The sequence below is a fragment of the Mycobacterium sp. TY815 genome (assembly GCF_030755135.1).
In the GTDB taxonomy this organism is placed as follows: Bacteria; Actinomycetota; Actinomycetes; order Mycobacteriales; family Mycobacteriaceae; genus Mycobacterium.
Genome location: NZ_JAUFRX010000002.1, coordinates 1,045,966 through 1,060,619 on the forward strand (window position 1 = coordinate 1,045,966; position 14,654 = coordinate 1,060,619).

13 protein-coding genes and 1 pseudogene are annotated in these 14,654 nt (G+C 68.6%); 5 read left to right on the forward strand and 9 right to left on the reverse strand.

Going from position 1 to position 14,654, the window contains the following annotated elements; all coding sequences use genetic code 11:
* The first annotated feature begins 29 nt into the window (after positions 1-29).
* Positions 30-1,385 (forward strand): hypothetical protein, encoded by a 1,356-nt coding sequence (locus QXK92_RS24260; protein ID WP_306245809.1) that lies wholly within the window; start codon positions 30-32, stop codon positions 1,383-1,385.
* Positions 1,386-1,410: 25 nt separating this feature from the next.
* Here QXK92_RS24260 and rsmI read toward each other — a convergent pair whose 3' ends face one another.
* On the reverse strand, positions 1,411-2,274 hold the full coding sequence (rsmI, locus tag QXK92_RS24265; protein ID WP_306245811.1) for a 16S rRNA (cytidine(1402)-2'-O)-methyltransferase: 864 nt from the start codon (positions 2,272-2,274) through the stop codon (positions 1,411-1,413).
* Between the two features lie 24 nt (positions 2,275-2,298).
* Between rsmI and QXK92_RS24270 the strand changes: the two genes are divergently transcribed.
* Complete coding sequence (locus tag QXK92_RS24270) at positions 2,299-3,891, forward strand: dolichyl-phosphate-mannose--protein mannosyltransferase (protein WP_306245813.1); 1,593 nt, start codon at positions 2,299-2,301, stop codon at positions 3,889-3,891.
* A gap of 75 nt (positions 3,892-3,966) precedes the next feature.
* Here QXK92_RS24270 and QXK92_RS24275 read toward each other — a convergent pair.
* Positions 3,967-4,814: pseudogene (locus QXK92_RS24275) on the reverse strand (hypothetical protein).
* Between the two features lie 157 nt (positions 4,815-4,971).
* Positions 4,972-6,180 (reverse strand): arginine deiminase, encoded by a 1,209-nt coding sequence (gene arcA, locus QXK92_RS24280; RefSeq protein WP_306245815.1) that lies wholly within the window; start codon positions 6,178-6,180, stop codon positions 4,972-4,974.
* 81 nt (positions 6,181-6,261) lie between these two features.
* On the opposite strand from arcA, the gene QXK92_RS24285 reads away from it, so the two are divergent.
* Positions 6,262-6,870 (forward strand): alpha-ketoglutarate-dependent dioxygenase AlkB, encoded by a 609-nt coding sequence (locus tag QXK92_RS24285; RefSeq protein WP_306245817.1) that lies wholly within the window; start codon positions 6,262-6,264, stop codon positions 6,868-6,870.
* On the opposite strand, the gene QXK92_RS24290 is transcribed toward QXK92_RS24285, so the two are convergent.
* Genes QXK92_RS24290 through QXK92_RS24300 form a run of 3 tightly spaced genes read right to left on the reverse strand, consistent with a single transcriptional unit; the run spans position 6,867 to position 9,247 of the window.
* Positions 6,867-7,526 carry a DUF5642 family protein gene (locus QXK92_RS24290; protein ID WP_306245819.1) on the reverse strand — a complete coding sequence of 220 codons (660 nt, stop codon included), beginning with the start codon at positions 7,524-7,526 and terminating at the stop codon, positions 6,867-6,869. The genes QXK92_RS24285 and QXK92_RS24290 overlap by 4 nt on opposite strands.
* 22 nt (positions 7,527-7,548) lie before the next feature.
* A complete protein-coding gene (locus QXK92_RS24295; RefSeq protein WP_306245821.1) occupies positions 7,549-8,214 on the reverse strand; it encodes a DUF5642 family protein in 666 nt (221 codons plus the stop codon).
* Between the two features lie 37 nt (positions 8,215-8,251).
* On the reverse strand, positions 8,252-9,247 hold the full coding sequence (locus QXK92_RS24300) for a GNAT family N-acetyltransferase (protein ID WP_306245822.1): 996 nt from the start codon (positions 9,245-9,247) through the stop codon (positions 8,252-8,254).
* Positions 9,248-9,392: 145 nt separating this feature from the next.
* On the opposite strand from QXK92_RS24300, the gene QXK92_RS24305 reads away from it, so the two are divergent.
* Positions 9,393-10,139 (forward strand): class I SAM-dependent methyltransferase, encoded by a 747-nt coding sequence (locus QXK92_RS24305; protein ID WP_306245824.1) that lies wholly within the window; start codon positions 9,393-9,395, stop codon positions 10,137-10,139.
* A gap of 82 nt (positions 10,140-10,221) precedes the next feature.
* On the opposite strand, the gene QXK92_RS24310 is transcribed toward QXK92_RS24305, so the two are convergent.
* Complete coding sequence (locus QXK92_RS24310; protein ID WP_306245826.1) at positions 10,222-11,013, reverse strand: DUF4239 domain-containing protein; 792 nt, start codon at positions 11,011-11,013, stop codon at positions 10,222-10,224.
* A 74-nt stretch (positions 11,014-11,087) separates the two neighbouring features.
* Between QXK92_RS24310 and QXK92_RS24315 the strand changes: the two genes are divergently transcribed.
* Positions 11,088-11,630 (forward strand): hypothetical protein, encoded by a 543-nt coding sequence (locus tag QXK92_RS24315; RefSeq protein WP_306245828.1) that lies wholly within the window; start codon positions 11,088-11,090, stop codon positions 11,628-11,630.
* On the opposite strand, the gene QXK92_RS24320 is transcribed toward QXK92_RS24315, so the two are convergent.
* Both QXK92_RS24320 and QXK92_RS24325 read right to left on the reverse strand, forming a co-directional pair.
* The gene (locus QXK92_RS24320; RefSeq protein WP_306245830.1) at positions 11,622-13,565 is read right to left on the reverse strand and encodes a SpoIIE family protein phosphatase; all 1,944 of its coding nucleotides are present in this window, start codon (positions 13,563-13,565) and stop codon (positions 11,622-11,624) included. The genes QXK92_RS24315 and QXK92_RS24320 overlap by 9 nt on opposite strands.
* A 52-nt stretch (positions 13,566-13,617) precedes the next feature.
* Positions 13,618-14,574 (reverse strand): helix-turn-helix transcriptional regulator, encoded by a 957-nt coding sequence (locus QXK92_RS24325; protein WP_306245833.1) that lies wholly within the window; start codon positions 14,572-14,574, stop codon positions 13,618-13,620.
* Positions 14,575-14,654 lie beyond the last annotated feature (80 nt).

Consider the following 14,654-nt stretch of genomic DNA (forward strand, 5'->3'; position numbering starts at 1 on the left):
GGGTTCCGAAGGGTCGGGAGAGGATTGTCATGAGAGTTGCCATCGCGGGCGCTGCGGCTGCCGCCGTGTTGGGTGGTGCGCTGGCGGTTGCGCCGTTGACGATCTCCAACCAGAGCCGGACGACGGTCGGCGGGACCTGCAGTGCAGGTCAGCAGTGTGACAAGTTGGCATCGGTCCTCATGCCCGAAACCGGCAAGCCCCCCGCCGCAACCTCCGGTGGTGCCCCGTCGGCCCTTGAGCCGCCGCAGCCACCATCGTCGGCGGTAGCGCCCCGTCCGCCCGCCGAGCCGGCGGCCTACACGCCTCCGGGTCCGTCGCCCGCCGGACCGGGGCTGCTGCCCGGTTCGGACAACACCGTCACCCCCGCCTCGCCTCCCGCCAGCGCGCTGCCACCGGGCTTCGACCCGAACGCCGCGGCGCTTCCCGGCATCGGTGACGTTCCCGGCATGGGCATCCCCGGCCTACCCGACCTTTATGGCTATGCCGGCGGGGTTGCCGGCCTGGCCGGCGTGCCTTACGGGGTGAACGCGGCCTCCGCCGTCGTCAACGGCGTCCTCGGCGTCGGAAACACGGTCGCCAGCGTGGTGTCCACCAGCGCGCTCGCCGTCACCTACGTGGTGTTGGCCTATAACGCCCTGCAGTCCTCGGGCATCCTGCCCGCGGCGCAGGGCACGATCAACTCGCTCAGCTCGATGCTGCTGCCCTCGGCAGCCGCGGCCCTGCCGGCCGCCGCCCTGCCCGCGCTGAGCCTGCCGGGCCTGCCCGCCCTCAGCATCCCCGGCCTGCCGGGTATCTCGCCTGCGGGTCTGATCGGCCTGGCCGCGGCCGGTGGCCTGCCCGGCATCAGCCTGCCGGGCCTGCCCGACATCTCGCCGGCGAGCCTGATGGCGCTGGCCTCGTCCGGCCTGCCCGGCCTGCCGGGTGTGTCGCCGACGGACCTGCTGGCGCTGGCCGCCGCCGGCGGTATCCCGGGTCTGCCGAGTCTGCCGGGGGTGAACCCGGCAGCGCTGGTTGCCGCCCTGCCGGCGATCGCCGCCGGTATCCCGGGTCTGCCGCCGCTGCCGGGGATCGACCCGGCTGCGCTGGCGGCCGCGCTGCCGGCCCTGACCGGTGGCGGTATCCCGGGGGTCAATCCCGCGACGCTGGCGGCGGTGCTGCCCGCGCTGCTCGGCGGTGCGCCGGCGCTGCCGGGTGTGGACCCGGCCACGGTGCTCGCCGCGCTGCCGGCCATGGCCGCCGCGGCCGGCATCCCCACCTCGCTGCCCCAGGGTCTGCCCCCGCTTCCGCAGGGTCTGCCCCCGCTGCCGGCTCCGCCGCCGCTGCCCGCGCTGCCGGCGATTCCGCACCCGCCGCTGTGCCCGATCCCAGGCGGCCCCTGCTTCTGAGCAAGAGGCCTGTTCCTGGCTCTTCCTAAGCCTCTGGCTCCATCTCGCGACGGGACTTGAGCACAGCGTCGTAGAGCTGTCGCGACCGCACATCCGGGTATCCGGCGGCTACGTGGCTGCACGCGTCCTTGATGCGGATGCCACCGGCCACCAGATTCTCCACCTCGGCGACCAGGTCGCCGACCAGCGTCGAAAGATCGGCCCGCGGCGTTGCCCCGGCCAGCACGACGGTGACCTCGCCGAGCACGCCGTCGGCCGCCCAGGCCGCCAGCTCGTCGAGTGATCCGCGCACCACTTCCTCGTGCACTTTGGTCAGTTCCCGGCAGATCGCGGCCTGCCGGGCGCCGCCGAGCTGCTCGACCGCGTCGCGCAGACACGCTGCCAGCCGGCGCGGGGATTCGAAGAACACGCAGGTGCGCCGTTCGTCGGCCAGGCCGGCCAGCCAGGTGCGGCGCGCCGATCCTTTGCGGGGCGCGAAGCCCTCGAAGCAGAACTTCTCGGCCGGCAGCCCGGACACCACCAGCGCAGTCGTCACCGCCGACGGGCCGGGCAGGCACTGCACCGGCAGACCCGCTTCGATGCAGGCGGTGACCAATCGGTAGCCGGGATCGCTGATTATCGGCATCCCGGCATCGCTGACCACCAGCACGGTGGCACCGGAACCGATCGCGTCCACCAGCGTCCCCACCCGGGTGCTCTCGACCCGGTCGAACAGGCTGAGTACCCGGCCCCCGATCGTGACATCGAGGGCCTTGGCCAGGTTTCGCACCCGCCGGGTGTCCTCGGCGGCTACCACATCGGCTTCGGCCAATGCTTCGATCAGGCGTGGCGACGCATCCGCAGGCTGCCCCAACGGCGTCGCACCCAGTAACAGGCGCCCAGTGGTCATGACGGACAGCCTACGATCGACGTGATGACCGCCCCGCCCCAAGAAACCTCCATCCGCGAGGCCGGCCCTGACGCGGAGGTCGGCGTTGGGCGCGCGGACCCCGGCCCGTCAGCCACGGTCAGCCCGGCCCCCCTGGTGCCCGTCGCCGACTTCGGGCCGGTAGATCGGTTGCGCGGCTGGCTCGTGACCGCCGTGATCGCCGTGCTGGCGACGGCGACCCGCTTCCTCAATCTGGGCTCGCCGACCGACTCGGGCACACCGATATTCGACGAGAAGCACTACGCCCCGCAGGCCTGGCAGACCCTGCACAACCACTGGATCGAGGACAACCCGGGGTTCGGGCTGGTCGTGCATCCGCCGGTCGGCAAACAGCTGATCGCGATCGGTGAGGCGCTGTTCGGTTACACCGGAGTGGGCTGGCGGTTCACCGGCGCGCTGCTGGGCGTGGGTCTGGTGGTGCTGGTGACCCGGATCGTGCGGCGCATCAGCCGGTCGAGTCTGGTCGGCGGCATCGCCGGGGTGCTGGTGATCTGCGACGGAGTCAGCTTCGTGACGGCCCGGACGGCACTGTTGGACGGATTCCTCACGTTCTTTGTGGTGGCGGCCTTCGGCGCGCTCGTCGTCGACCGGGACCAGGTTCGCGCGCGGATGCACAACGCCTACCTCGAAGGGCGCTGCGCCGAGACGGTGTGGGGTCCGCGGCTGGGGGTGCGCTGGTGGCGCTTCGGCGCCGGGGTGCTGCTCGGCCTGGCCTTCGGGACCAAGTGGTCCGGCCTGTACTTCATCGCGTTCTTCGGCGTCATGTCGCTGGCCTTCGACATCGCCGCCCGGCGTCAGTACCAGGTGCCCCGACCCTGGCTGGGAACGCTGAGGCGCGATCTCATCCCGTCTCTGTACGCATCGGTGCTGATCCCGTTCGCCGTCTATCTGGCGAGCTATGCGGGCTGGTTCGCCTCGGAGACGGCGATCGACCGCCATCAGGTGGGCCAGACGATCGGGCCGAACAGCGAAGTGCCGCTGCCCGACGCCATCCGATCGCTGTGGTACTACACCGCGAAGGCTTTCCACTTCCACGCGACCCTGACCAATTCCGCGGGCAACCACCACCCTTGGGAATCCAAGCCGTGGAGCTGGCCGATGTCGCTGCGGCCGGTGCTGTACGCCATCGACCAGAACAATGTGCCCGGCTGTGGGGCGCAGTCCTGCGTCAAGGCAGTGATGCTGGTGGGCACCCCGGCGTTGTGGTGGCTGGCGGTACCGGTGCTGCTCTACACCACATGGCGCATGGTGGTACGCCGCGACTGGCGCTACGCGGTGGTGTGGGTGGGCTACTGCGCCGGGTGGCTGCCGTGGTTCGCCGATATCGACCGGCAGATGTACTTCTTCTATGCGGCGACGATGGGTCCGTTCCTGGTGATGGGCATCGCGCTGATCCTCGGCGACATCCTGCACCAGCCGGGACAGAACAAGGAGCGGCGCACGCTCGGGCTGATCCTGGTCTGTTGCTATGTGTCGCTCGTGGTGACGAACTTCGCCTGGCTGTTCCCGGTGCTGACCGGTCTGCCGATCTCGCAGCAGACCTGGGATATGGAGATCTGGCTGCCCAGCTGGCGGTGACCTTTTAGCGCCGAAATTGCCGTAGCGGTCGCGTCTCGCCCGCTTGTCGCGACCGTGGCCGCAATCTCGGGGACGTCAGGTCGCGAATCCGCGGGCTGCCAGCGCGTCCCGCACGCGCTCGAGGATGCGGCTGGGCCGGTCTTCCTTGACCACCCTGACGACCCGCCAGCCGAGATCTTCGACCATCTCCCATCGCCTGATGTCTTTCACGTACTGCCCGCGCTCGGTGCGGTGCTGGTCGCCGTCGTACTCGACCGCGACCATCGGCCCCTCCCAGCCCAGATCCAGATACGCCAACAGGTGGCCTGTCGCGTCCCGCACTGGGATCTGAGTGGCGGGTCGCGGTAGGCCACCGTCGATGAGCAGCAGCCTCAACCAGCTTTCCCGCGGGGACGCAGCGCCAGCGTCCATCAGGCACAACGCTTTTCGGCATGATCGCGTCCCCTGGCCCCCTGGTATCGAGCGAACAGCGGCTGCACGTCGTATTCGACCAGCCCAGTCGCGGCGCACAGTGCGTCGAGGTGCCTGACGGCCAGGTTGCGCGGGAGGTGCCGGCCCAGATCGAAAGCCGTTCGCGCCGGCGTCGTCACGGGGACGCCGGCCAGCTCCGTGATCTCCTCGGCGATGATCCGTTCCCGGCGAACGATCACACCGGGCGGCGGATGATTGAAGGGGCCTAGCAGCTCGACCGGCGCGAAGTCGTCAACCCACTTCGCTCCGTGCAGTGCCGCGGCCGCACGACCGGTGATGACTCCCCGGCGGCCCGACCACAGCCATGCCGCAGAGATGTTGTCCCACAGCGTCCTGGATGCGTCTTTCGGCAGATATACGTCGTGATGGATTTTTCGGTAGTTCCAACGCAATTGGCCGCGGGTGAGCGCGCCGCCGGCGAGCGCTTCGCTGCCGCGAAAGACCTGTGACACGTGCCGATCGTGCGGGAATCACCTCAGCTCGCCCAGCCAGGAAGCCGCCGGCTGTTGATAACCCGCTACGACGGCGCGAGGGTCACCCAGATTGCCATGGCGGCTGCGAAACCCACCACTGGTGCGACCCCCACGGCAATCTCGGCGCGACAACGACTTAGAGCGGATCGCGGGCGGCCGGGCAGGACATGCACCGTGGCCCGCCGCGCCCAGTGCCCAGTTCCGAGCCCGAGATGGTGAGCACCTCGATGCCGGCGTCACGCAGCCGGGCATTGGTCGCGACGTTGCGCTCATAGGCGACGACGACCCCCGGCGCCAGAGCAAGGGTGTTGTTGCCGTCGTCCCACTGCTCGCGTTCGGCGACGACGGGGTCGCGGCCGGTGTCGATCACACGAAGTTTCTCGATGCCGATCGCGGTGGCGGCCGCCTCCGCGAACGGTTCGGCGTCCGCGATCACCACACCGGCCGCGGTGCGCCGCAGGGTGAACGCCGACAATGTGTCGACGACGTTGGCATACATCACCACCGTGTCGGTGTCGACCATCGTGCAGACGGTGTCCAGGTGCATCTGCGCGCGCTTCTGGGCGATCGGCACAGCGAGCACGGTGTGCGCCAGATCGTCGTCGAAGAGGCTGCGCGCCAACGCTTCTGCGCCCGCCGGCGTGGTCCGCTCCCCTACGCCTACCGCAATGACGCCCGGAGCGAGCAGCAACACATCGCCGCCCTCAACCGGGGCCGTGCGCGACTCGTAGGCCCGCCGCACGCCGGTGAACCGCGGGTGGTGCGCGTAGATGATGTCGGTCAGCGAAGCCTCGCGCCTGCGCGCCCGCAACGCCAGCGACGGGATCACCACCCGGGGCCCGATCCAGATCGACGAGTCGCGGGTGAACACCAGGTTCGGCAGCGGTTCGATGACGAAATCCGCGCCGTGGTGCATCCGCAGTACCAGCGACACGCCACTGCGGGTGCTCGGCGGGAGTTCCTCGAAGGTCATGCCGGCGGTGAGCACGTCGGCCAGCGCGGCCGGCTCGAGACCTCTCAGGTACTCCGAAAGCTGTTGCGCCAGAATGGGTCCCAGCCGTCGGGCATCGACCGCCGCTGCCACGCCCTGCATCCGCGCGGCACCGCTGTGCTGCAGCGCCTCGGTCAGCAACTGCGACAGCAGCAGCACTTCCACACCGCGGCTGCGCAGCAACTCGGCGAACTGGTCGTGCTCGTCCTGCGCCCGCGCGACCCAGGGCAACCCGTCGAACAACAACTGGTCGTTGTTGCTGGGGTTGAGCCGGCACAGTTCCGCACCCGGGCGGTGCAGGATGGCAACCCGCAGCGCGCCCACCTCGGAATTGACGCCCAGCTCCACACCCACAGATCAAACCGTAGCCGCGCGGGCCGTATCGGGCGCGCCACACGCCGGATGATCGAACTGGTGTGCGATAGACTGGGGTCCGTGGCGATCGCGGCTCAGGGCTCGCTCTTCGAGCACAACGAACGCAGGCAACTCGGTGACGGCGCCTTCATCGACATCCGGGCGAACTGGCTGCGGGACGGCCCGTTTGACGGGCTCGAGCTGCTGCAGGCGCTGCTGCGCACGGTGCCCTGGCGGGCCGAACGCCGGCAGATGTACGACCGGGTGGTCGACGTACCCCGGCTGGTCAGTTTCCATGACTTAGCGGTCGAAGCTCCGCCGCACCCCGCGCTGTCCCGCCTGCGCCGCCGGCTCAACGACATCTACGGCGGCGAGTTAGGGGAACCCTTCACCACCGTCGGTTTGTGCTGTTACCGCGATGGGTCGGACAGCGTGGCCTGGCACGGCGACACCATCGGTCGCAGCAGCTCGCAGGACACCATGGTGGCGATCGTCAGCCTGGGCGCCACCCGCACCTTCGCGATGCGCAGACGCGGCGGCGGCCCCTCTCTGCGATTGCCCCTGGCCCACGGTGACCTGCTGGTGATGGGCGGATCGTGCCAACGCACCTGGGAGCATGCGGTTCCCAAGACCACCGGGGCAGCCGGCCCACGGGTCAGCATCCAGTTCCGGCCCCGCGACGTGCGTTAGCCGCGGACCGCACTGACCGCCTTGACCAGCAGATCACGCGCCCGCTGGGTATCAACCTTGGCCACCGGCTGTCCGGGCACCACCAGCGGGTTGGCGATCACGATCACCTGGTAGTCGCCGAATTGGGCGGAATAGTCGTAGAGCTCCCCGGTGCGCGGCGCCCCCTCGACCAGCGCCTGCAGCACCCGGTGCACGGCCTGAGTGTGGACGCCGTCGATCTTCGGGGCATCGACGACCTCGATGGCACCGCGCAGCTGGGCGCCGGAAAACCCGACTTTGGCGCAGTCTTTGCCGGGGTCGGTGAGCGGTAGCGGCTTGGAAGTCTCGACGGCGAGAGCCACGAAGCGGTTGCCGTTGCCCTCGGCGGAGATGGCGGCCATGTTGCCTTCGACCCCGGCCGGCATTTCGGGGCCGACGGCCGCCTTGGCGCAGTTCGCGGGGTCGAAGGTGAGCCCGTCAGGCAGCTTGCGGGACGCGAAGAACTGCGGGTCGATCGCGCGCGGGGTGATGTCGGTGACCTTGAATTCCGGCCCGAAGCTCGACTTGAGGTCGGTGATTCTGGCGATGTCGCCCTTGGTGGAGCGCCCGGGATCGGCTCCCGGGGAGCAGCCGACGAGCAGGCACACCGATCCGAGTGCGAGCATCAGCTTCAACATCGTGGCCAATCTACCCAACCGTTCAGCCGCGCAGCGTCGAGACCGTTTTGACCAGGAGATCGGCCGCGAACTGCGGCGGCAGCGGTGGCAGCATCGATCCGGGATCGGTGGTGAGCGTGGTGAAGGCGTAGTAGTCGCCCAGGTAGGCGATGAATGTGTATGCCCGTGAATCGATTTCGCTACCAGACTCGACGGCCGCCCGGATGTCCGCAAGCATGCCGAGGGTTGTCGCGCCCTCCACCTGGGGGGCATCGATGAGCCCCACACTCACCACGGTGCGCCCGGCGGTCAGGTCCCAGTGCCCGCAGGCGGCCACGACGTCGCGCGGCAGTGCCGCCGGTGCGGCCACCACGACCGCGTCGACGATTCCGCCCGGCCCCGATCCGGAGACGCCCTGAGCGGGCTGATCGCGGCCGGCCGCGGGTTCGGCCAGCGGGAGGCACTCCGGAGGGCTGGCCGCCGCGTGGTCGCCCAGACCCCAGATGGCGCGTGGCGACGGGGCGCGGGCGATGTTGGACACCTCGTAACCGGCCGGCAGCTCACGCCCCACGCGGCGGATGTTGCCGGGCGTGATCCCCGCAGCGTGCACGGTCGGAGTCGGCGAGGTCACCGACGGAGCGGGCGCGGGCGAGGCCGCGCAGCCCGCCAGCATCAGGACCGGCAACGGGCCAAACCAGAACGGCCGCATGCCCGTTCATATCACGCCGGGGCGGCTGCCACGGTGATCAACTCACCACCTCGATCACCTGCCGGGCGACTTGCTTGATCTGCTCCTCCATGGCGTGCCCGAAGCCGAGCTCGCTCGGCACGTCGATGACGGTGGTGATGACCCCGATGTCCTCGCGCTGCCAGACAGCGCCGTGCTGGTCCATGATGGTGCGCATCGGCAGGTTGTCGGAAAGCATTCGCGCAGAGAATCTTTCGACACCGTCCACCCGGGCGGCGACGGCCAGCGCGCCGATCAGAAAGGTTCCGATGCCACGTCCCTGGTACGCGTCGGCCACGGTGAACGCAATTTCGGCGACCGTCGGATCGTTCTCGTCGCGCACGAAGCGGGCATCGGCGACCGGGTCGCTGCCGTCGACCATGACCCAGACGAAATGGTCTACGTAGTCGACCTCGGCCAGGTAGTGCATCATCGCCAGGCTGGGCACCCGCGCAGACATGAAGCGCCGGTAGATCGTCTCGCTGGAGAAATGAATATGCCCGTGTACGGTGCGCTCGCTGTCACCGGGGAGAACGGGACGCAACATCAGTTGGCTGCCGTCGCGCATCTGCACCGGGATCGGTGTTATGAAGGCCGCCAGACGCTGGCGGACGGTGCGGACCAGCCGGTCCATGATCCCGGGGACATGCACCATCTGGGTCAGCGCCTCTTTGCCGCCGATCCAGCCGGTCACCGGTTCCAGCGTGGTGACCGTCGCGGTACGCGGGATGTCGCGGAGCAGCGCGATCTCCCCGACGATCATGCCGGGCACCAGTTGTTCGACGATCACCGTGTCGTCGTCGCCGACGTGCATCACCTCGGCGCTGCCGGAGTTGATCAGCAGAAAGGAGACGGCCTGCTCCCCCTGGCGCATCAGCATCTGCCCGGCCGGGGCCTGCAGCGGGGCAAGACAGGACGCCAGTGGTAGTAGATCCTCGGCCGGACAACCCTTGAAGATGTCCATTGCCGCGAGTTCTTCGGCCCCCACGCCGCTCAATTCGGCCATCCCGTCCATGCTTACCCGTTTTGGGCCCAGCTTTGGGTCCGATCCGCCTCAGGTTATGGCGTCAGCCACCGCCCCTGCAAGGAGTCCGCAGGCGCTCGCATTAGCCTGGCAGCAGGTCGCCGGCAAGACGTGAGCCTCCCGAAATGGACCAGAAATGATCGATAACCAGGACCGGGTCGAACTGACCCGAAGTCTGCTCAGCAGGCCCGCCACGCTGCGGCACGGCTACCTCGACGTGCTGGGCGAGTCGACGGCCGCCCCGGTCCCGACGTTTGCGCAGCGCGCCATGAACAGCCCGTTCGTCGCGGCGGTCTACGAAGGGCTGTGGCGGCCAACGTCCTTCTACCTGGCCAGCGGCGTCACCACCCAGGCCGAGGAGCGTCGCGCGGCCTCGGCGCTGCACCTGCGCAGCGCCACGCGGCTGCTCGACGTGGCCTGCGGGCCAGGCAATTTCACCGCACCTTTGGCCGCTCAGCTGTCCACCGGAAGCCTCGCGGTGGGCTTTGACATCTCCGAACCGATGCTGACCCGGGCCGTGCAGGACAACAACGGGCCACGGACCTGCTATGTCCGCGGCGACGCACGCGACTTGCCGTTCGGCGACGAAACCTTCGACGCGGTGTGCTGTTTCGGCGCGCTGTATCTGATACCCGAACCGTTCCGGGTGGCTCGCGAGATGATCCGGGTACTACGGCCCGGTGGTCGCATCGCCATTCTGACCAGTTACGCCGGCCAGCCGCCGCCGATCAACCTCGCGCTGAACACGACCGCACGCCTGATCGGACTGACCATGTTCGACAAGGACGCCTTCGTCGATCTGTTCAGCGAGGCTGGCTTGACCGACGTCGAACAGCAGACGCAGCGGGCGCTGCAGTTCGTCACGGCGACCAAACCGGCCTGACGCTAGGACGCGGCAGCCTCGCAGACACCGAACAACCGGACCAGTGCTTGGTGGAACTTCATCAGGCGGCGCGCCGCACGGTCTAGTTCGACGCTGTCAGGACGGTGATCACGTCGCGCAGCGGGTCCGGTGAGGTCGCCATCTCCCCCAGGAAGGGGTGCGAGAGCTCGAGGACGAGGAACAGGTTCACGGCCACCAGCACACCCACGGTCGCGACCATCACGCTGTGGATTCGCGGGTGCTCGACGCCGTAGATGATCGCGCAACTGAGCACCAGCCCGCTGGTCAGCAGGATCACCGTCCATAGCGCGAATGACGGCCCCGTGTTGGTCTGCGCCTGCATCACCCGCTCCGTGCGCGCCTTACTCATCTTGTCGAGGGTTCCGAAAGATGTTGCCAGGAAGGATTTCTGGTTGTCGTTGTGCGGCTGCACCTGTTGGTATGCGAGGTAGACGCGCTGTAGCGCCTTGTCGGCCGGTGGGTATTCGTAACCACGGACCGCCAATGGCCACTCGGTCAGCGCGGCGCGCTCGTAGTCCAGCAACGCTTGTCTGATTCGATCGGCGTCCGGCCCGTCGAACGCCGTGAGGTCCCTGGCCAGCTGAATTCCGGCGGTGCCCTCGTCGCGCGCCTGGCCGTCCTCGGTATTGATCTGGCTCCACATGCCGGAGACGACGAACCCGATGAAGAACGCGTAGACGAAGCCGACGACGCCGTACGCGAACCGCGTGGCGTCGTTGTGATCGCCGTCGGCGAGCTGCGGGTACTTGCGGCGGACGAGTTTGCGGGCCAGCACCGCACCGCCGGCGATGCAGATGACCAGCACGATCAGCAGCAGCCACGATGGAACATTGGCGACGATCCAACTACTCACTCGCCCCACTCCTTCCCCCAACGCACCGACTCTAACCAGTAGCGTTGACCCGTGGTCGATTTCTGGAGTGCGCAATGAGCGTCGCGGGGTTCGTTCTCGGCGTGGTCGCCACCGTGCTCGCCGTGGTGTCGCTGGGCTGGCAACTGATCGGCTACCGCAATCAGCGACCCCGCCCGAAGCTCAGGCCGGTGATCGGGCGGCTCACGCCTGACGGGCTGGTGACCAACGACGCGAGTTCCGACGTGCGCGAGTCGCTGGCCGCGGTCGCGGACCTCCTCGAGGACGTTCCGCTGATCATCGGCGTGAAGGTGGTCAACGCCGGCAGGAGCCCGTTCCACGTCGCGGGCTGGGCCATCCGCACCGATCCCGACGGCACCTCGCTGGTGCCGGTCGAGAAGCCGATCGCCGGCGCCGACGTCCCCCACGAGATTCCGCCGCAGGGCAATGCGGTCTTCCTCACCGAGTTGCGGCATGCGCAACGGTTCGCCAGTGCCGCCAACAACGCCGCGGGTTCGGAGGACCCACCGCCGCGCATCGTGCTGACCGTGTCCTCGGGCACGCGCACCTATCGCACTAAATCCATTGCGCCAGAATTGTTTTCACTCGAATCAGAGTAGCTGCGAGTCTGCCGGTTCGTGCGTCGCCGGCAGGCCCACCATGGCGAGGATGTCGTGTGCGACACCACCCGGAACCGCTACCAGGGTGCACGTCGTGCGTTGCCGGTCGGCAAGATCGCACGCGTCGGCGAGCACGCTGACGGCGGCGGAGCCGAGGTGGGTGACCGCACTCAGATCCACCTGGATAGATCTGGTGCCGGCCCGGCTGCGCACCGAGAGGACCTCCCTCAGTTCGGGGGCGGCGAGCGTGTCGACGTCACCCACGACGACGATGTAGCCGTCCTCGGAGGTGCCGACGTCGAACGTCGTGGGCGCGCTGACCCGTGGGGCGGGCACGGCCAGCTCGGTGTAGACCGATTGCCGCGTCAGGATGTGGGTGGCGGTGGCGGTGGTGCCGTCACCGCTGTGCGTGACGATCGTGTCAGGCACGGCCGCTCGCGCAATCGCCAGACCACGGCCCCGGTGGGCACCGCTCTCCGCATCCTTCCAGGTGCCGGAATCGGCCACCACGACGCGCACCCGGCCACCGAAGTCGAGTTCCGCATCGATGGAGAAGTCACCCGGCGATGCTGAGTCGTAGGCGTGTTCGGCCACGTTGGCGACCAGTTCACTGACGGCGTGCACCAGGGACTGGGTGTTGCCGGCATCGGCGCCCATCCCCGCCAGCCACTGACGCAGCGAGGCCCGGACGGTGCGCTCGGCGGTCTCATCGGCCCGGCTTTCGATGTGCAATGCCGGCGGCGGTGTGCGGCGCTGGGCGGCCAGCAGCGTGATGTCGTCGCTGTAGCCGGTGGTTCGCACCAGCAACTCGACCGCGTGTGAACACAGTCTGTCCACGGGCGTCTCGGCAGGGTCGAGCGGAAACGGCTTCCCGCTCGCGACGCGCGCCGTAACCTCGGCCACTTCCGCGGCACTGGCGGCAAGATCGCGACCCGGCCGTTCGATGATTCCGTCGCTGTAGAGCATGACCAGGTCGCCGACCGCCAGGGTGGCCCTCCGGGTGCCGAAACCCCGCCCGCTGCCCAGGGGGCCCGATCCGGTGCTTTGCAGATACTGCGCCTTGCCGCGGGCGGGAATGACGAGCGGCGGCGGATGCCCGGCTGTGCAGTATTCGAATTCCCCTGTCGCCGTGTCCAACCGGCCGACGCACAGGGTGGCCGACTTTGCCCCCGGTATCTCCGCGACAAACCGGTCCACTGCCGCGAGGCTATCGAGAATGCTCGCGCCACTGTGGAATTGCATTCGCACCGCGGTACGCAGCTGTGCCATGACCGCCGCCGCTTGCACGCCGTGCCCGACCACGTCGCCGACGACCAGCAGCAGTCGCCCGGCAGGGTCGGTGAGGGCGTCGAACCAGTCGCCGCCGGCCGCTGTGTCCTGGGTCGCCACCAGGTAGGCGGCGGCGATCTCAGCGCCCGGCAACACCGGCACGCTCGGCGACAGCAACGCCCGCTGCATGACGCCGGCGGCAGCACGCGCCGACTGGTAACGGCCCGCCATCTCCCGGGCCCGTTCTTCCGCCGCCAGCCGAGCCTGTACCGACTCGGTGGTGTCGGCGCCGACGATCACGACACCGGTGATCTCGCCGCGCGAATCGCGTTGGGCGACCGCGGTGATGTTGACGAACCGCTCCCGGACCCCGCTGCCGTCCAGATCGACCTGGACACGCACCTCGGCGACGTGCAGTGGTTCCCCGGTCTGATAGACCCGGTCGTACATGTCCAGGATGCCTTGCTCACGCAGCTCGGGCCCGAAATCGTCGGCTGCCACGCCCAATAGCGCGTTCGGGTAGAAGGCGCGGTGCGCGGCGTTGCAGGCCACCAGCCGCAGCTGCGGCCCGGCCAGCGCGCACGCGATCACCGGCAGGCCGTCGAAGGTTGCACGCACCGTCTCGTCGTCACCACAGGGGCGGCCGACGTCAGGATCGGTACTCATCGCAACCCTTGTACCCCTTGCGCTGTCTTCTCAAATCGGCAGGGGATGCCGCCTAGCCGCGAAGCGTGACGTGCGGACTCTGGCCGTAGTGCTGCCGATAATAGACGGCGAAGCGACCCAGGTGGCCGAATCCCCAACGACGGGCGACGCCACCTACGGTCGCCGTCGCCTGGTCGCCGGTGACGAGGTCGAGATGAGCCTGATGCAGCCGGACGCGGCGGACGTATTCCATCGGCGTGCAGTCGCGGTGCTTGCGGAACATGTACTGCAGCGCGCGCGGTGTGACATAGACAGCCCCCGCGATGTCGGCGAGCGAGATGTCGGTGTCCGCGTTTTCCTCGATGAAGGCGATGGCACGGCGCAATAAGACGGGAGTGCTGTCGCGCCGGTCCGCAGCGATCGGTTCCAGCACCGCGGTGTTCGGAAACGTGGCCAGCATGCTGGCCGCGATGTAGCGCTGCGCCGTCCCCACGACGAGCGGATTACGTTCCGCATCAGAGTCTGTAGCCACCGTTGCGCGCACGTGGTCCAGGGCGGCCACCAACTGCGCGCCGGCAGCCGGGGATATCGGCACCGAACCGGTGAGCCGCACGTGGTCCTCAGAATCCGGCGAATCCGCAGCCACATGGCTGAGCAGGGCCCGGTCGACCGAGTACAAGTCAGTACTGGCATGGCGACACATCCCGATCAGCGACTCACCCGCGATGGCGCCGAACGCCCCGACCTGACCGGCCCGGAATCCCTCGAAGGCGCCGCGATCGATCCGCGCGTCGATGCCGCCCGACCGCACCCGCACGAGCAGGATCCGCTCCGGGGGGACCATGGCGTAGCTGAAAGTGAAGTCGAAATCCGCGACGTCGACACTCACCGATCCGACCATCGCACGCTCTATGCGGCTCCTGGTCGGGACACCGTGCTCACCGACAGCCATCCGGACACGCCCGAAGCTGGCGCTGACGACCTCCTCGGCTTCGCCGAGGTCGGCGGTGTCGAGCAAGACAGTGAACATGTGCGCGGGCTTTCGACGTAGACCACTACCGCGGCTTCGTGTGGAACCGACGAGATCATTATCCAACAAGCGTTGTGTTA

Bases quoted from the DNA above. Each gene is read 5' to 3' on its own strand.
- QXK92_RS24260 (WP_306245809.1), top strand. From the start codon at position 30: ATGAGAGTTGCCATCGCGGGCGCTGCGGCTGCCGCCGTGTTGGGTGGT.
- rsmI (WP_306245811.1), bottom strand. From the start codon at position 2,274: ATGACCACTGGGCGCCTGTTACTGGGTGCGACGCCGTTGGGGCAGCCT.
- QXK92_RS24270 (WP_306245813.1), top strand. From the start codon at position 2,299: ATGACCGCCCCGCCCCAAGAAACCTCCATCCGCGAGGCCGGCCCTGAC.
- QXK92_RS24290 (WP_306245819.1), bottom strand. From the start codon at position 7,526: ATGTTGAAGCTGATGCTCGCACTCGGATCGGTGTGCCTGCTCGTCGGC.
- QXK92_RS24295 (WP_306245821.1), bottom strand. From the start codon at position 8,214: ATGCGGCCGTTCTGGTTTGGCCCGTTGCCGGTCCTGATGCTGGCGGGC.
- QXK92_RS24300 (WP_306245822.1), bottom strand. From the start codon at position 9,247: ATGGACGGGATGGCCGAATTGAGCGGCGTGGGGGCCGAAGAACTCGCG.
- QXK92_RS24305 (WP_306245824.1), top strand. From the start codon at position 9,393: ATGATCGATAACCAGGACCGGGTCGAACTGACCCGAAGTCTGCTCAGC.
- QXK92_RS24315 (WP_306245828.1), top strand. From the start codon at position 11,088: ATGAGCGTCGCGGGGTTCGTTCTCGGCGTGGTCGCCACCGTGCTCGCC.
- QXK92_RS24320 (WP_306245830.1), bottom strand. From the start codon at position 13,565: ATGAGTACCGATCCTGACGTCGGCCGCCCCTGTGGTGACGACGAGACG.
- QXK92_RS24325 (WP_306245833.1), bottom strand. From the start codon at position 14,574: ATGTTCACTGTCTTGCTCGACACCGCCGACCTCGGCGAAGCCGAGGAG.